12 protein-coding genes are annotated in these 15,744 nt (G+C 44.3%); 3 read left to right on the top strand and 9 right to left on the bottom strand.

The window, feature by feature from the left end; all coding sequences use genetic code 11:
• Positions 1 to 77: 77 nt before the first annotated feature.
• The 8 genes from U0033_RS19125 to U0033_RS19090 form a co-directional block, all read right to left on the bottom strand.
• A complete protein-coding gene (locus tag U0033_RS19125) occupies positions 78 to 1,052 on the bottom strand; it encodes a sulfite exporter TauE/SafE family protein (RefSeq protein ID WP_083571768.1) in 975 nt (324 codons plus the stop codon).
• A 189-nt stretch (positions 1,053 to 1,241) separates the two neighbouring features.
• The gene (locus U0033_RS19120; protein ID WP_072364298.1) at positions 1,242 to 4,115 is read right to left on the bottom strand and encodes a TonB-dependent receptor; all 2,874 of its coding nucleotides are present in this window, start codon (positions 4,113 to 4,115) and stop codon (positions 1,242 to 1,244) included.
• Between the two features lie 223 nt (positions 4,116 to 4,338).
• Positions 4,339 to 4,995, bottom strand: a complete 657-nt coding sequence (locus U0033_RS19115; protein ID WP_072364297.1) for a lipoprotein signal peptidase — start codon at positions 4,993 to 4,995, stop codon at positions 4,339 to 4,341.
• A 53-nt stretch (positions 4,996 to 5,048) separates the two neighbouring features.
• Positions 5,049 to 7,550 (bottom strand): bifunctional UDP-N-acetylmuramoyl-tripeptide:D-alanyl-D-alanine ligase/alanine racemase, encoded by a 2,502-nt coding sequence (locus U0033_RS19110; protein WP_072364296.1) that lies wholly within the window; start codon positions 7,548 to 7,550, stop codon positions 5,049 to 5,051.
• A gap of 286 nt (positions 7,551 to 7,836) precedes the next feature.
• The gene (gene gldG, locus U0033_RS19105; protein ID WP_177318693.1) at positions 7,837 to 9,540 is read right to left on the bottom strand and encodes a gliding motility-associated ABC transporter substrate-binding protein GldG; all 1,704 of its coding nucleotides are present in this window, start codon (positions 9,538 to 9,540) and stop codon (positions 7,837 to 7,839) included.
• A 35-nt stretch (positions 9,541 to 9,575) separates the two neighbouring features.
• A complete protein-coding gene (gene gldF / locus U0033_RS19100) occupies positions 9,576 to 10,310 on the bottom strand; it encodes a gliding motility-associated ABC transporter permease subunit GldF (protein ID WP_072364294.1) in 735 nt (244 codons plus the stop codon).
• Between the two features lie 203 nt (positions 10,311 to 10,513).
• Entirely contained in the window at positions 10,514 to 10,957 is a 444-nt protein-coding gene (locus tag U0033_RS19095; protein ID WP_072364293.1) for an iron-sulfur cluster assembly scaffold protein, read from the bottom strand.
• Between the two features lie 111 nt (positions 10,958 to 11,068).
• Positions 11,069 to 12,286, bottom strand: a complete 1,218-nt coding sequence (locus U0033_RS19090; protein WP_317043312.1) for an IscS subfamily cysteine desulfurase — start codon at positions 12,284 to 12,286, stop codon at positions 11,069 to 11,071.
• A 96-nt stretch (positions 12,287 to 12,382) separates the two neighbouring features.
• Here U0033_RS19090 and mce point away from each other — a divergent pair, with 96 nt between their 5' ends.
• Positions 12,383 to 12,784, top strand: a complete 402-nt coding sequence (gene mce / locus U0033_RS19085; protein WP_072364292.1) for a methylmalonyl-CoA epimerase — start codon at positions 12,383 to 12,385, stop codon at positions 12,782 to 12,784.
• Positions 12,785 to 13,187: 403 nt separating this feature from the next.
• Here the strand turns inward: mce and U0033_RS19080 are convergent, their stop codons facing one another.
• Positions 13,188 to 14,468: a UDP-N-acetylmuramoyl-tripeptide--D-alanyl-D-alanine ligase gene (locus U0033_RS19080; RefSeq protein ID WP_072364291.1), complete on the bottom strand. Its 1,281-nt coding sequence runs from the start codon at positions 14,466 to 14,468 to the stop codon at positions 13,188 to 13,190.
• Positions 14,469 to 14,739: 271 nt separating this feature from the next.
• Here U0033_RS19080 and U0033_RS19075 point away from each other — a divergent pair, with 271 nt between their 5' ends.
• Both U0033_RS19075 and U0033_RS19070 read left to right on the top strand, forming a co-directional pair.
• On the top strand, positions 14,740 to 15,123 hold the full coding sequence (locus U0033_RS19075; protein WP_072364290.1) for a hypothetical protein: 384 nt from the start codon (positions 14,740 to 14,742) through the stop codon (positions 15,121 to 15,123).
• A gap of 34 nt (positions 15,124 to 15,157) precedes the next feature.
• On the top strand, positions 15,158 to 15,706 hold the full coding sequence (locus U0033_RS19070) for a YceI family protein (RefSeq protein WP_072364289.1): 549 nt from the start codon (positions 15,158 to 15,160) through the stop codon (positions 15,704 to 15,706).
• The last annotated feature ends 38 nt before the right edge of the window (positions 15,707 to 15,744 follow it).

The raw sequence follows: 15,744 nt of genomic DNA, 5'->3' as shown, positions 1-15,744 counted from the left end.
CTACAAAAAGCGATCAAATTATCTGCATAAAAAAAGGGGTTGTAATCATTACAACCCCTTTTCCATTATCAAAAATATTAATGATGTAACGATGCGATAATAATAGTTCGTAAACTGGTCAGGATAATCAGAATCCCTACCATAATCATCAGTGGTTTCCGCTTGATCTTCCTCACCAGCAGCGCTGCAAAAGGAGAAGCGATGACTCCACCAATGATCAACCCAATGATCACCGGCCAACCGGTAATGGCACCAAATAACAGGAAAGTACCTGCACTGCTCAGGGAAATAAAAAACTCCGCTGCATTCACAGACCCAATAGTATAATGAGCAGAACGACCCTTGCTCAATAAAGTAGAAGTCACAACCGGACCCCATCCTCCACCGCCAATGGCATCCATAAAACCACCAAACAACGCCAGCAGGCCCAGTCTCTTTGTTTTGCTCTTTCCTTTCTTGTTCTGAAAAGCCTTACGTAATACGATAATACCTAAGATCAACAGGTAGGCACTCATAAAAGGCTTGATAATATCGCCATCAATCACCTTGGATAATAAGAAGGCACCCGTTACAGCCCCAATGATACCAGGTACCAGCAGTCCCATAAACAGTTTCTTATTTACATTTCCAAAACGGAAGTGAGAAATACCGGAAGCACCCGTGGTAAATACCTCTGCCACATGCACACTCGCACTGGCTATAGACGGAGGTATACCTAAACCCAGCAGTAAGGAGGTAGAAGTCGCCCCATATGCCATGCCTAAAGCCCCATCCACCATCTGAGCCGCTAATCCTACACAGATGTAGAACAACACCTCTCTTGTAAACAAATGCGCCGTAAAGTCATAGATGCGGGTATGGGTAGCCTCAGAAGTATTGAAATAATATAATACTCCAACTCCTGCAAGTACAGCTACCGCAATAAGACCGATCAGCAGCCATAAACCCGGCTTCTTACGGTTGTCATCATTGACAAGGTCAATAAGTACCTCCTGGCGTTCAGGACTGGCCACCTGATTCTCTAATTGCTCGATCTCCTCGTTATGCGACATTATTCTCTAGTTATAAAGTCTATAGATATTATAGACTAAGGTAGTGTGAATAAACGGTTTATCCAAGCAGCAAACCTTAAAAAGTTATTAGAAAGGGAAAAATAACCGAAAGGTGCTATGAAAATACGCCGGCAGGCAAGCTCCCAAAGCAGAAAGGGTTTTGCCGTAGGCAAAACCCTTTCTGCTTATTTATTTCTTTGCAAAAGGCAAATCGTAAGTAATCGCCACATAATACAATCCCTTAATCGTTGGCCCCCCTACGTACTGGAAGTAAGCCGAATTAAAGATATTCGATCCTCCTACCTTCACAGAAGTATGGATCTTAGGCAACCCATAGGTCACCTGCGCATCCACCGTACTATAAGCCGGCACATCACCATTACCAAACAGGTTCTGCCAGTAGAAAGTATCCTGCCAGTGCCATACCACATTGAAGCCTACATTCTTAAACACCTGCCTGTTCCCAAAACTCACATTCGTAAAGTACTTCGGTGTATTGAAACCCGGAATCAACGCATCATCCTTCGTCTTATCCTGTGTCAGGTTGTTATAATTCAGGTTACCACTGAGTGTATATCCTTTCTCAAAATTATAAGTCACCCCTAATGCAAAACCATAGTTCTGTACAGTAGACTTACTATTCGTCCATACCCTGTACCTGTTCTGGTATTGCTTATCATACATCTGATTCAGCACTGATTGTGTCGGTTCATTCACATTACCCGTCTTCGGAACCGCAACCTCCACCTGGCCGATGAAATTCTTGTAACTGTTAAAATAAGCATCTACATCCACAAACACTTTATTCTCAAACAGCACACTCTTATACCCTGCCTCAAATGAATGGATCTGCTCTGGTTTGATCGGATCCAGGTTCGCGACTTTCAGCACACCAGCACTCTGCGCCTCAGCTTCCGCTCTCGTTACTGTTGGATCCGCATTTGTGATCTTATTCACCGCAGTCGTAAACGCGGTAGCACTGGAAGTAAGATAGGAATTCTTAAAATAGCCTAGTCCATCTTCAATAAATGCCAAACCACCTACACGACGCACCCCTCCATTATTCACGAAAGAATATGCCTCAAACAAAGAAGGGAATCTAAACCCATTCTGCCAGCTGGCCCTGAAATTATGACGCTGATTCGGCGTAGTATACACCACAGCAATACGAGGATTGAACTTACCTTCAAACTGCTGGCTCTTATCATATCTCACAGAAGCAGTCAGTTTCAACTGATCGTGGAAGAAAGTCTTGCTTCCCTGCACAAAACCACCTGCCTTACCATACCATATATGTTTACCACCCGGTGTATTCCTGTCAGCCAGTGCTTTCGTGAAATCCACAAAGTTATTACCATCAGGAATGATCTCGTAAGTACGATAATCAGCACCTACCAGTACATCCGCAAAATGCACATACTTACGCAGGTTCCAGGTGCCTTCTGCATGATAGAAATGGCTCATCTGCAACAATGCAGCTCCCCCGCTTTTATTCGTACTATCCTTGGAGGTAGGGTATATATCCCAGTCATTGATGCTCTTGATCAGTGCTAGTTGTTTATCAAACGCAGCAGTACCCGGTGTCCATCTGCCATTATCAGCAGCAGTACGTGCAGCACGGTGAGCAGCCGCAATATCTGCACCCTCATCCAATGCACCGTTCAGGGCCTTGGTATAATCTGCCTGCCACACTTTATCAGTTTTGAAAGACTTCTCCAGGTTATCAGCCAGCGGGTTCATATTATAAGAGTCACCAGTATTTTCGAGAGACATATAAGAACGGATGGTGAAATCCTGCCCCTGTAATTCTATTTTATGGTTCTGCACCACTACATTCTTCAAACCAATACGGTTACCACGCTGGAAGAAACCATCCATCTTGCCTACACGATAATTATAAGACAGCTGCACTTTAGGTGTGATCTTATAATAAAGACCACCATCAAATTTCAGGTTACGAACAGTATAATCACCTACCAGGTCCTTTTCCCAATATCCGGTACGGGATACGTTGTAAGCCTTACCATTCTTATCGGTGATCGGGAAAGTGCTCTGGTCAGCATATTTATTCCATGCGTCATTGGCTACGTTATTTGCCCCTACGAGCGTAGGGAAGTCAGGATTCGCTTTGGTACCCGGGTTGAAGTCATTGTGACTATCAGCATACCAGTCAGTACCCTGCATGTAAGAGAAGTTGATCTTGAACGCAAATTTATCCTTGAATGCCTGTGCATACCTTACAGAAGTTTCGGTCAGTGCCTTGGGATTACCACCACTACCATCAAAGTGGTTAGCACCAATCTTCTGATACACGCTGATACCCTGGTATTGGAAAGGGTTCCTGGTGATCAGGTTAGACATCCCGTTAATCGCATTCATACCATACAATGCAGAAGAAGCACCTGGTGTTACTTCTATACTCTGGATATCCAACTCGGTAGGTCCGATGGCGTTACCCAGGGGAACACCCAGAGTAGCTGCCTGGTTATCCACACCATCAACCAGCTGCATAAAGCGGAAATTGTTAGGCACATTGAAACCACGGGTGTTGAATACTTTGAAAGTCAAACCAGCAGTCGTCATCTGCACCCCTTTCAGGTTCCCGATCGCATCGTAGAAGGAAGCCGCCGGTGTTTCTTTCAGGGCTTTCACATCCAGTTTTTCAATAGCTACAGGAGATTTCATGAGTTTTTCCTGTTGACGGGAGGCAGAAACCACCACCTCGTTTACCAGCAGGTTCTGGGTCACCAATTGTATCTGCAAACGACTATCGCTGTTTTTTACATCAAACTCCTGTGGTTGATAGCCAATAAGGCGAATCACCAGTTTGAACGGAAACTTTGTGTTTGCGGTGAGTTGAAATGCACCGGTCGTGTCAGTAATGGCGCCGAAGGAGGTACCTTTAATCTGCACAGAAGCACCTGCCAGCGGTTCCTTGTTATCCCCGGAGATCTTGCCGGAAATGATGTAGGAACCATTAAGTTGTGCCTGCGCTAAAAGAGGCAGGAGAATGGTCAGGAGCCACAGGTAGATTACACGTACGGGGCGTCTGGTGTTTTGCATATAATTTATATGTGTTAGTAAAAGACCTAAGTCGTAATTAATATTTAATGAATTACAGGCCAGTGCTTTAGAGCTATCATTCTTTAATACGACTATTAGTCTATAGAATTTGTGGACAAATGTAATACGGCGATTTAGTATTTCAAAATTTATTGTTAAATCTGCCAATAAAAAAAGCTCCGGTCATATGACCGGAGCTTTGCTATATAAGAAGTTTATGTGCTTATTTACTTACAGCCACCTGCTCTCTTTCTTTTTGCGCCCGCTCCTTTTCCTGGTGTGCGGCAAAGAATTTTTTCTGGAATACCAGGATGGTGATCACACCTACTGAAATTGCCGCATCAGCCACATTGAAGATAGGTCTGAAGAACACGAAAGACTCACCGGCATTGATCGGGAACCAGGTAGGGAAGTGACCTCTCAGGATTGGGAAGTACAGCATATCTACCACGTTACCATGCAGGAAAGAACCATATCCACCACCTGGAGGCAGGAACTGTGCTACATCAGCATAGTTGGAAGAAGAGAAGAGCATTCCGTAAAACAGACTATCGATCAGGTTACCGGCAGCCCCCGCCAGGATCAGCGAGCCACAGATCAGCAGCCCCTTACTATAATCCTGTTTCACCAGTTTCTTCATATATCTGAAACCAATGATTACCGCAAATAAGCGGAACAAGGTCAGGATTATCTTTCCGAAATCACCGCCAAACTTCATACCGTAGGCCATTCCATCATTTTCTATGAAGTGGATCCTAAACCAGTTAGGGAATACAATGATCTCATCAGAGAAGTTCATATGGGTTTTGATCCATACTTTTAATGCCTGATCTACTACCAGCACCAGTACAACAATCAATATTACGTGACGATATTTCAAAGGGTATAATTTTTATCAAAATTAATAATAATGTGCAAAATCGGAATTTCCAATCATTCCTGGAAATATACCCGCTTTACACGCTGCGAAATTCCTGTTAATATTTCGTAAGGTATAGTACCCGCCCAGGTCGCCAATTGCTGTACAGGTAAGGATTCGCCAAATACTATTACTTCATCACCTTCGGTAACATCAGGAATATTGGTAACATCCAGCATCAACATATCCATGGCCACAATGCCTGCTACCGGTGCCAGTTGCCCCCTTACGAGCATCTTACCAACCCCGTTGCTGAGACTGCGTGGATAACCATCTGCATACCCGATGCGAACAGTTGCCGTTATAGCAGGGGCTTTCGCCCGCCATTTTGCACTATAACCTACAAAATCACCCGTATCCAGGTGCTTCACCTGTGAAACAGTGGTCTTCAGCGTACTTACTGGTCTTAGCTGTGCCTGCATTTCGTCACTGCTATCCACCCCATACATACCGATACCCAGTCGCACCATATCCAGTTGCAGATCAGGATGACGTAAGATGGCCGCACTGTTGGAAATATGTCTGATCACCGCATAACCCAACGCCTTTTGCAACTCATAGCTCATTTCATAGAACAGCTTACCTTGTTGCCTGGTCAGCTCATCCAGTTCCGGATCTTCACTACCTGCCAGGTGGCTGAACATAGATTTGACTGTAAGGTAATTATTATCTGTCAGCATCGCAGCCAGCTCCGGAATGTCTTTCTTCTCGAAGCCAAGTCTGTGCATACCGGTATCCAGTTTTATATGTACCGGGAAACCGGTCTTGCCCGCAATCTGAACTTCTTCTTCAAACTGCTGTAACAAATGCAGGGAGTAGATCTCAGGTTCAAGGTTCCACTGCAGGATCGCATCGAATGAACTGGGTTCGGGGTTCATGACCATGATCGGCATGGTAATACCTGTCCTTCTTAATTCAACACCTTCATCAGCATAAGCAACGGCAAGGTAATCTACGCCATGGAACTGCAACAGGTTTGCAATCTCAAAACTTCCACTACCATAGGAAAACGCTTTTACCATCGCCATCAGTTTGGTAGTTGGCTTCAATAATGCCTGGTATTGCCTGATGTTGTGAGCAACCGCGTTGAGGTTGATCTCAAGAATCGTTTGATGTACTTTTTGCTCCAGCAACTTACCTATACGCTCAAACTCAAATACACGTGCCCCCTTCAGCAAAATAGTTTCATGCTGAAAATCCTGCTGGTTAAATTGCTGGATAAACTCCTCCGTAGTCAGGAAGAATGCACTCTTCAAACCCTCTACCTGCTGGAAACACTTCTTTTCACGGAAAATGTTTTTACCGATCCCGATCAGTTTATCGATCTTCTTTTGTTGCATCAGGCTGGCTACTTCTTCATAAAGAGAAGCATCGCTCTTGCCACTTTGCAGAATATCGCTGAGGATTACGGTACGGGTAGGGTGCTGTTGCTGCTGTTGCAGAAAATCCAGCGCTATATTGAGAGAACCTAAGTCGGAATTGTAGCTGTCATTGATCACAGAGCAGTTGTTAATACCCTGTTTCAACTCCAGTCGCATCGCGATATTACCTAATTGATCCATGCGTTGCTGAATCACTTCAGGAGCGATCTTCAGGTGCAGCATCAATACCCAGCAATGGATCGCATTCTCAATAGAACCCTCATCCACAAAAGGTATGGTAATATTCAGTGACTCATTCTTATATAAAGCCTCGATGTGGGAATGGCTGCCATTTTTCTCTACGCTGATCACACGCAGGTCGGCCTCCGTTTTACGAGACCAGGTACAGAGCTGTAAACCTACCTGGTTTTCCTTCTTTCCTACCAGGTTGTGAAACTGGTTCACACACTCATTTAGTGCCAGGTAGTCCTTACAATAAATGAGCAGTTCGCTTTTGGAAAACAATACCAGTTTTTCGTTGATCTTCTGGCGGATGTTCAGGAAGCCTTCATTATGGGCTTCGCCAATATTGGTGAAAATACCGATGGTAGGACGAATAATCTTTTCCAGGTGCTCCATTTCTCCGGGTTGGGAGATGCCGGCTTCGAAGATGGCCAGCTGGTGCTCAGGTTTCATCTGCCATACAGACAGGGGAACCCCGATCTGCGAGTTGTAGCTCTTTGGACTGCGTACGATGTTGTAATCTTTCTCCAGCAGCTGGTACAGCCATTCTTTTACGATGGTCTTACCATTGCTACCTGTGATACCGATCACAGGGATATGAAATTTTTGACGGTGATGAGCTACTAATGCCTGCAGCGCACTCATAGTATCTTTTACCAATATAAAGTTGGCCGCCGGATACAGGGTCAGGTCTGGTGCTTCACTGACAATGAAGTTGCTGACCCCCTTTTCGTACAGTTCTTTAATATATTGATGAGCATTCCTGCGGGAACTTACTAAAGGAATGAAAACAGAGGAGGCTGGATATATTACCTTCCGGCTATCCAGCAGCACATGTTCAATCTCCGGGTTCCCTGTTTGCTGTAATAGTTCACCTTTCAGCACCTTGCTGATACTTTCTGCGTTATACACTTGTGGTTAATTTATTTTGCCGGAACAATGACCTTTGACATCCTCATTGTTCCACTTCCCTTAATAGAATTAATTAAAACAAAGTTGACGTCTACTGCTAATGTGGGGTCATGGTTACCGCAATTTTAAATGAATGAATGGCAAATATATGGGAATAACCGTTAGCACATTGTTATAAATGTGTGCTTTTCGGTGGGAACCATATTATTACTAATAGCCATATCAATAGATTTCCCGTTCATGATTTTTAGGCCAGGCGGCCCATAATCTAGAAACGGGTATCCCCTTATCGTTCAAATTTCCGCTGCCTGATGAACTGGAATATCACCCTGAACAGGAGTATCAGCAGAACGGGAAAAATGACACAAATAGCCTGCCATACAGACTTGTTTTGCTTGATCTTTTCGGCATCCAGGAGGCGGAGCGTCAATTCTTTGTTTCTCGCTTCCATTATTCCGGCATTGTTGGTCAGGTAGCCCAGCGAATTGAGCAGGAACTCCTTATTGGCATACACCATCGAGGGATCGAAGAGGTTAACACCCATTTGCATAGGGCCGTTTTTCTGGGAGATAGCGTTGGTGATAAGATCGCCATCGCTCACGACGATCATTTTATTAAAATCACTTTGATCTTTAAAAGGTTTCCGGGTTACCTGGGCTATCAGCTGTTGCTCACCGGCACTCAGTCTGTTGCGGAACAGGGATGTAAACTGTCCTTCCAGCAATACTGCCACCGGTAGATTATGCTTCTGGAACTGGCGGGGATTCGGTTTTACACGAAGGTCATTCCAGCTAAGCTGTACAGGAGCCCGCTCAAGTTTTGAATTGGCAGAGGAGCTAAGTAACACGGTTTTGGTGACTTCCCCACCCTTCACCGTATCAATTGAACTGGCAAAATGACTCAGCACCAGGTCCATATTTTTTACAATCGGATGGGCACCACTTGGAGAAAGCAAGGGGAAATAAGGAAAAGGCAACAGGTCAAACTGTGGTTTATCCCCAACATGCCCCACTACCTGTGGAAGACGATCACATTGCAGATCCTGGATCAGGTCCTGGTTAATTCTCACACCATAGCGGAACAGGATGTCTTCCAGGTTGAGATCACGATCCATAGCCACATATGTATCATGCTTTTGCAGGCTGTCCATACCCACATTCAGTTCATCCACAAACCAGAGCACCTTACCCCCATTCATTACATACTGGTCAATCTTCAACTTATCTTCATCACTAAAGCGGTCAAGTGGTTTTGCAAACACAATGGCTGCAAAATCCTGGGGGATGTGGGAAACGTATTGTAAGGTAATGGTGTCAAGGAGATAACTGCTTTGCATACTGGTGAGGGCATCCAGCACTTCGGCACCCAATAGTTCATGGTGGCCGAGCATATAGCCAACCAGTGGCAGGTGGTTTTGTTTTAACTGATAGATGGCGTTGGCAAACTGAAATTCCAGCAATGCCTCGGAGTTATTCATGGTTTGCATCGGATCCTGGCCACCCTGATTTTTCAGGAGATTGATACCAAGGGTTTTGCTGCCATAATGTACAAGGGCACCCGGGAAGATCAGTTTTTCAGAATATCCCTGGTTGGCATCTTCCTGCACCTGCATATTGAAAGGCATGATCCCCTGCTCAGCCAATGATTGCTGGAAGGCTAACCGATCTGAATCATTCAGGCCCTGACCCGGGTTTTGGAAGGAAAACTGCACACGGTTACCACCCGCTTCCCTGAATTCTTCCAGCAATTCCTGCGTAGATTGCGCCAATTGACGAAAGGAAGCCGGGTAATCACCTTTGAGGAATACCTCGATGGTGACAGTGCTATCCAGGCCTTTGAGCAGCTGGCGGGTACTGGGAGTAAGGGTAAATCTCTTTTCGGCGGTAAGATCCCATCTTGTATGAACGTACATGGCCAGGATATTAACGCCTATCAGTATAGCTATGACGAGTATTGCCCGTTGCAGGTATTTTTTCTTACTGTTAACCACAATCTGATTAATTACTTAATGTGACAGTCTTAAATTTAATCCCAGATCCTTCTTTGTAATGACAATCTCGTTAAATAGAGCATCAGTGCAATGATACTGAGAAAGTAGACTACATCCCGGCTATCGATCACACCTCTGCTGATGGAGGTGTAATGGAAGCGGATACCCGCCATTTGCAGGTAGTAGTCCGCCGAACCGGAAAAGGCAGGCAGCTTGCTCAGTGAATCGAATCCATAATAGAATATAAAACAGGTAAAAATAGCGGTCAGGAAAGCTACCACAGAGTTCGTGGTAAGGGAGGACGCCCACACGCCAATGGCGGTGAAAACGGCTCCCAGCAGGAAAAGGCCGATGTAGGAACCGGCAATGCCACCGTTGTCCAACACTGTATCAGGAGCACTAAGCTTGCGGATAGCGATATAATAAACGAAAGTAGGAATCAGTGATATCAATACGATCAGGATGCCTGCAAAGAACTTCCCATTCACAATCTGCCACCAGCTGAGAGGTTTGGTGCTCAGAATTTCCATGGTGCCGGATTTGAATTCATCGGCAAAAGAACGCATGGTAATAGCTGGAATAAGAAGCAGGTAAATGATCGGCGCCAGGTTAAAGAGTGGATCCAGGTTAGCATAACCATAGTCCAGCAGGCTGGTGTCGGGGAATACGAATAGCAATAAGCCATTTGCCAGCAGGAAGAGGATAATAGCGATATACCCCGTGATGCTGCTGAAAAACTGATGGATTTCCTTTCTGAATATTGCTAGCATAGTAATTTGACTGAAAGTGCAAATATATATATTATTTAAGCTGCAAGCGTTAGAATATAATTCATCAATCAAATTGCATGTTCAGCCTAAATAGTAATCCCCCTATATAGCGCAGATTTCAGAAAAATATTGCAGAGAGTAAACTTTACCACCCGGGGGGAGCCCCCCGGATGTATTTTAATACGACAAGAAATAAAAATCAATCAATCCCTTTCATCATAATAGTCAGCCGGCTCTTCATCATACTCTTCCACTGCAGGCTCCATTCCATTCTTCGTTCTGTAATCATTAATCGCAGCCCGCACAGCATCCTCTGTTAAAATTGCACTATGAATTTTTGAAGGCGGTAAACTCAGCGCTTCCACAATCTCCATGTGATCGAGTCGGAAGGCCTCTTCAATTGTTTTCCCCTTAATCCATTCAGTAGCGATAGAAGAACACGCGATAGCTGAACCACAGCCAAAGGTCTTGAATCGTGCATCTCTGATTACGTGAGTGACAGGGTTTACTTCTACCTGGAACCTCACCACATCAACGTATTCCGAGACATGTACCAACCCGGTACCTACATGCTGGGAATTTTTATCCAGCGTGCCGGCGTTCCTGGGGTTGTTGTAGTACTCCAGTACTCTTTCAGCGTAAGACATAAGCATAAGTATAAAGCATCAAATAATCCAGCGGCTATTATCATTTTCAACCCGCTGCCTGGCCGCCTATAGTTGGTTTATGCAATCATCCGGCCAGATTTTTCCGTATTATCAATCATGCGACCATTCGATCGCGTTCATGTCCACTCCCTCCTTGAACATTTCCCACAGGGGGCTGATTTCACGCAGTTTGTTCACGGTTGCTGTTACAGCATTGATGGTATAGTCAATTTCTTCTTCAGTTGTGAATCTTCCCAACCCAAAGCGCAGGGAAGAATGGGCAAGGTCATCCCCCAGGCCCAGTGCTTTCAGTACATAGCTGGGTTCCGGCGATGCAGATGTACAGGCAGAGCCGGAAGACAATGCTACTTCCTTACCAAAGCCCATCAGCAGTGCCTCTCCTTCTACATATCTGAATGAAATATTACTTACATGTGGTAAACGATGTGCGCGGCTACCATTTACATAAGTCTCTTCCAGTTGCAATAACGCATTTTCCAGTTTATCACGCATAGCACCCAGTCTTTTTCCTTCTTCCTCCATTTCATGCAAGGCTAATTCACACGCCTTTCCAAACCCTGCAATAGCAGGCACATTCAAGGTGCCGGAACGCATACCCCGTTCATGTCCGCCACCATCCATTTGCGCAGTAACCTTTACTCTGGGTGATTTACGACGAATATATAAGGCACCAATGCCTTTAGTCCCATATAATTTATGTGCGCTAAATGCAGCGAGGTCAATGCCATCTTTGTTTACATCTACAGGAATTTTACCCGCAGCCTGCGTAATATCGCTCATCATAAGTACCCCGTGACGCTTGGCAATCGCACTGATTTCACGGATAGGATTAACTGATCCGATCTCGTTGTTGGCGTACATTACAGCTACGAGAATCGTTTTAGCAGTTATAGCAGATTCCAGCTCTTTCAGGTCGATCATACCTTCACGATTCACCTTCAGGTAGGTCACAGATGCGCCCAACTTTTCAAGGTGCTTACAGGTATCGAGTACAGCTTTATGTTCTACTTCGGTAGTAATAATGTGATTCCCCTTGTCAGCGTACATTTCAAATACACCTTTCAGGGCGAGGTTATCGGCTTCAGTAGCGCCGGAAGTGAAAATGATCTCTTTTGGATCCGCGCCTATCAGGGCAGCTACCTGCTCTCTTGCCAGATCTACCGCTGCTTCTGCAGCCCATCCATAAGCATGGTGACGGCTGCTGGCGTTGCCAAAATGCTGCGTAAAGAACGGAAGCATCGTTTCCAGCACCCTTGGATCCAGGGGCGTAGTAGCATTGTTATCTAAATACACAGGCAGTTGCAACATACACAAAATTTTATACTACAAATTTAACGAATTGCTACCATCAAGGTACGAATTCGTCACGAACAGGATTTAGCCATTTTGTGTTAATTTGCTAACATGCTAAAAGTAGAACATATAGGTATTGCTGTACAGTCATTACAGAAATCCATTCCCCTCTTTGAGGCACTGCTCAACACTTCCTGCTATAAACAGGAGCAGGTAGACAGCGAAGCAGTCCGGACCGCTTTCTTCAGGAAAGGTGAAACAAAAGTGGAATTATTGGAACCAACAAACCCCGAAAGTGTGATTGCGCGTTTTTTGGAAAAGAAGGGAGAGGGTATGCACCACATCGCATTCGATGTAGCTGATATTCATACGGAAATGGCTCGCCTCGCTGCCGCAGGCTTTACTCTGCTAAATCCCGAACCAAAGAAGGGGGCCGACAATAAATTAGTATGCTTTTTACATCCTAAAGATACCAGTGGCGTGCTTATAGAACTCTGCCAGGAAATTTTTTAAGAATTTCCAGAATTTTTAAATCCGTCTTTTATCTGGTTACGTAGGTATTCTACAGACACCGTAGGAAACACGTTAATTTCAAAAAGAAAAACATTTTTAAACAATCGTCATAGTTATTTGTTAGGATTTGTAACTTGGGAATGTTCGGGAAATGCAAACGATCATTATCGATATACCTAAGAATTTTAAATTACACAACCAAAAGAAAAAGACTACCACTAATAATTACCTTAAACATATTGTATCTGCCTCATTCATTGGAAAATGAATACAGGTAAGGTATTTCAAGATACTCTAAAGTTGGCATAGGTTATGAACACCTGCGGGTTTTTTAGCTTGCAGGTCTCTTTTTTTATTATAAAATCTATTCCCGCCGTAGCAGGAATAGATCACAACAAAGAACTTACTGAATGACCTTCTCCATGCCCATACTTCTCGATCCCTTAATCAATATATACGTATCCGTAAACTCCTGGTGCCTCAGCCATTCAGCTGCTGCTGCCGCAGTTTCCATATATATGTAGGGATGCTTTACCTTACTGAAATCACCACCTACCAATACAACGGCATGCCAATGAGTGCGCTGTAATAAATCGACCAGGGCCTGGTGCTCATCTACACTATCAGGACCTAATTCCATCATACCACCTAGCAACAGTACTTTCTGTGCAGCTTCAATCCCAGCAAAGTTTTCAATTGCCGCTTTCATACTGGATGGGTTTGCATTGTAAGCATCCATGATCACAGTATTCGTACCTTGTTTGATCACCTGCGAACGATTGTTGGAAGGTACATAACCCGCAATCGCTTCACGAATCGTTTCACCCGGAATGTTGAAGTATAAACCTACAGCGACTGCTGCCATTACATTCGGAAAATTATAAGCACCTACCAGTTGTGTAGGAATCAATCCGGTCGCTTCATTACTCGTTACTTTCACACTCAGTAATGCAGTATCAGCAATCGGATCACCTGTATATGTGGCATCTTTCTGGCCGTAAGTGATCACCTGTGGTATACCCTTACTCATTTCAAGCAAATACGGATACTCATTACATAAAAATACAGTACCCTCATTGGCTCTCAGAAAATCGTACAACTCACCCTTGGCACGACGCACGCCTTCAGGACTACCAAAACCCTCCAGGTGTGCCTTACCAATATTAGTAATGATACCATGGGTAGGCAGTGCAATTTTGCAATAAGCTTCTATTTCATGTTCATGATTCGCTCCCATTTCAATCACTGCAATCTCAGCATCTGCAGGTATACGCAGAATGGTTAGTGGCACGCCAATATGATTATTGAGATTGCCAATAGTGGCGGTTGTTTTGAACTCTGCTGCCAGCACCGTGCTTACCAGTTCCTTGGTAGTCGTTTTGCCATTCGTACCAGTAATAGCAAGGAAAGGAATTTTCAATTGCTTGCGGTGATGTAAGGCCAGCTGCTGCAGGGTAGACAGCACATCTGTCGTCAACATCATTCTTTCAGGCTGAGTATTATATTCAGCTTCATCTATCACTGCCAGTACAGCACCTGCTTCCAGGGCGGCAGCTGCATAGGCGTTCCCGTTAAAATTGGGGCCTTTCAGTGCAAAGAAAATGTCGCCTTGCTTAAGCTGGCGTGTATCAGTCTGTATAGATGGATGATTGCGATAAACTTCGTATAACTGCGCTATGTTCATAGAAACAAATGTAATGTATATATCAATTTCATTATTCTTTAAAAATGCAGTTTTGTAATCTGGCCCTTTAAAAATCAGACGGGCGCAGACACCAACCTACACCCTTTACACCGCAAAAATCCCCCCAAATTTCCCGTGAAAAATGAAATACTAGTTATAAATATATCCTCTATATTTGTTTCAACATGTAATCGTGTCAATACTCAAAATAGCCATCTTGCGACCATATTAAAAAGACCTGGCCGGACAAAACCTGCCATTGAATGACCAAATGAAAAGACCTATCCAAACACTTGTGTTGGCAGTGTTATTATTAAGCCTGCTCGTCTACGGATGTACTGCCGAAAAAGCACCAGCTCCCGACTCAGGAATCACTGTTAACGCTTGCGACACCGCAGTTATCACTTCTGCTTACATTCTGACCGCAGTTTCAGATAAATGTACAAGCAGAGGATGCCACAAAGGAACCGGATCTACAGCATCTACAAATTTCACCACTTACGCAGGTATCAAGGCTTACATCGCCAGCAATGAAACCCTCTGGAAATCACGTGTAACGGGTGCGGATGCCGACATGCCTCCCGGTTCTACCAAATTAAGGCAGGGTATGAAAGATTCTATCAACTGCTGGATCTCTCATGGAATGCCTGAATAAGTTGCTATTCAAAAAATCCTAAAAAAGTAAAACAATGAAAAATTGCATTGTGCTGTTGACAACCATGCTCTTGTTACAGCTGCGCACCCTTGCACAGGACATCTATTCCTGCAAAAACACAAGCCTGTCTTTCTTCTCAGCTACGCCCATGGAAGACATTGATGCTGTAACCAATAAAGCCGTATCCGCCATCAATGGAAAAACAGGTGCCGTATACTTTAAAGTAACCATCAACACTTTTAAATTCAAAAAGTCACTGATGGAAGAACACTTCAATGAAAACTACCTGGAAAGCGACAAATATCCTACTGCAGAATTTAAAGGGAAAATCCTGGAAGTGCCCGACCTGCATAAGGATGGCACCTATCCTGTAATAGTAGAAGGCACAATGAATATGCACGGTGTAGATAAAGTGTATCACGAAAAAGGAACCATCACCGTCAAAGACGGTAAACCAAGCCTCGATGCCAAATTCAATGTGAAATTGGTAGATCACAAAATCAAAGTACCAACGCTCGTAGTGAAAAACATTGCAGAGGTAATAGAAGTCACCGTAAAAGGGGCCTATTTACCAGCATCCTGAACCATTTAAAACAACACACACACACACACAACTCTTCT

Origin of the sequence: Chitinophaga sancti, assembly GCF_034424315.1 — a bacterium.
In the GTDB taxonomy this organism is placed as follows: Bacteria; Bacteroidota; Bacteroidia; order Chitinophagales; family Chitinophagaceae; genus Chitinophaga; species Chitinophaga sancti.
The sequence above is the reverse complement of the archived record's forward strand: the minus strand, read 5'-3'. Positions and strand labels throughout refer to the sequence as shown.

Excerpts from the sequence above, each read along its gene's own strand:
- U0033_RS19125 (WP_083571768.1), bottom strand. The coding sequence starts at position 1,052 with ATGTCGCATAACGAGGAGATCGAGCAATTAGAGAATCAGGTGGCCAGT.
- U0033_RS19120 (WP_072364298.1), bottom strand. The coding sequence starts at position 4,115 with ATGCAAAACACCAGACGCCCCGTACGTGTAATCTACCTGTGGCTCCTG.
- gldF (WP_072364294.1), bottom strand. The coding sequence starts at position 10,310 with ATGCTAGCAATATTCAGAAAGGAAATCCATCAGTTTTTCAGCAGCATC.
- U0033_RS19095 (WP_072364293.1), bottom strand. The coding sequence starts at position 10,957 with ATGTCTTACGCTGAAAGAGTACTGGAGTACTACAACAACCCCAGGAAC.
- U0033_RS19090 (WP_317043312.1), bottom strand. The coding sequence starts at position 12,286 with ATGTTGCAACTGCCTGTGTATTTAGATAACAATGCTACTACGCCCCTG.
- mce (WP_072364292.1), top strand. The coding sequence starts at position 12,383 with ATGCTAAAAGTAGAACATATAGGTATTGCTGTACAGTCATTACAGAAA.
- U0033_RS19080 (WP_072364291.1), bottom strand. The coding sequence starts at position 14,468 with ATGAACATAGCGCAGTTATACGAAGTTTATCGCAATCATCCATCTATA.
- U0033_RS19075 (WP_072364290.1), top strand. The coding sequence starts at position 14,740 with ATGAAAAGACCTATCCAAACACTTGTGTTGGCAGTGTTATTATTAAGC.
- U0033_RS19070 (WP_072364289.1), top strand. The coding sequence starts at position 15,158 with ATGAAAAATTGCATTGTGCTGTTGACAACCATGCTCTTGTTACAGCTG.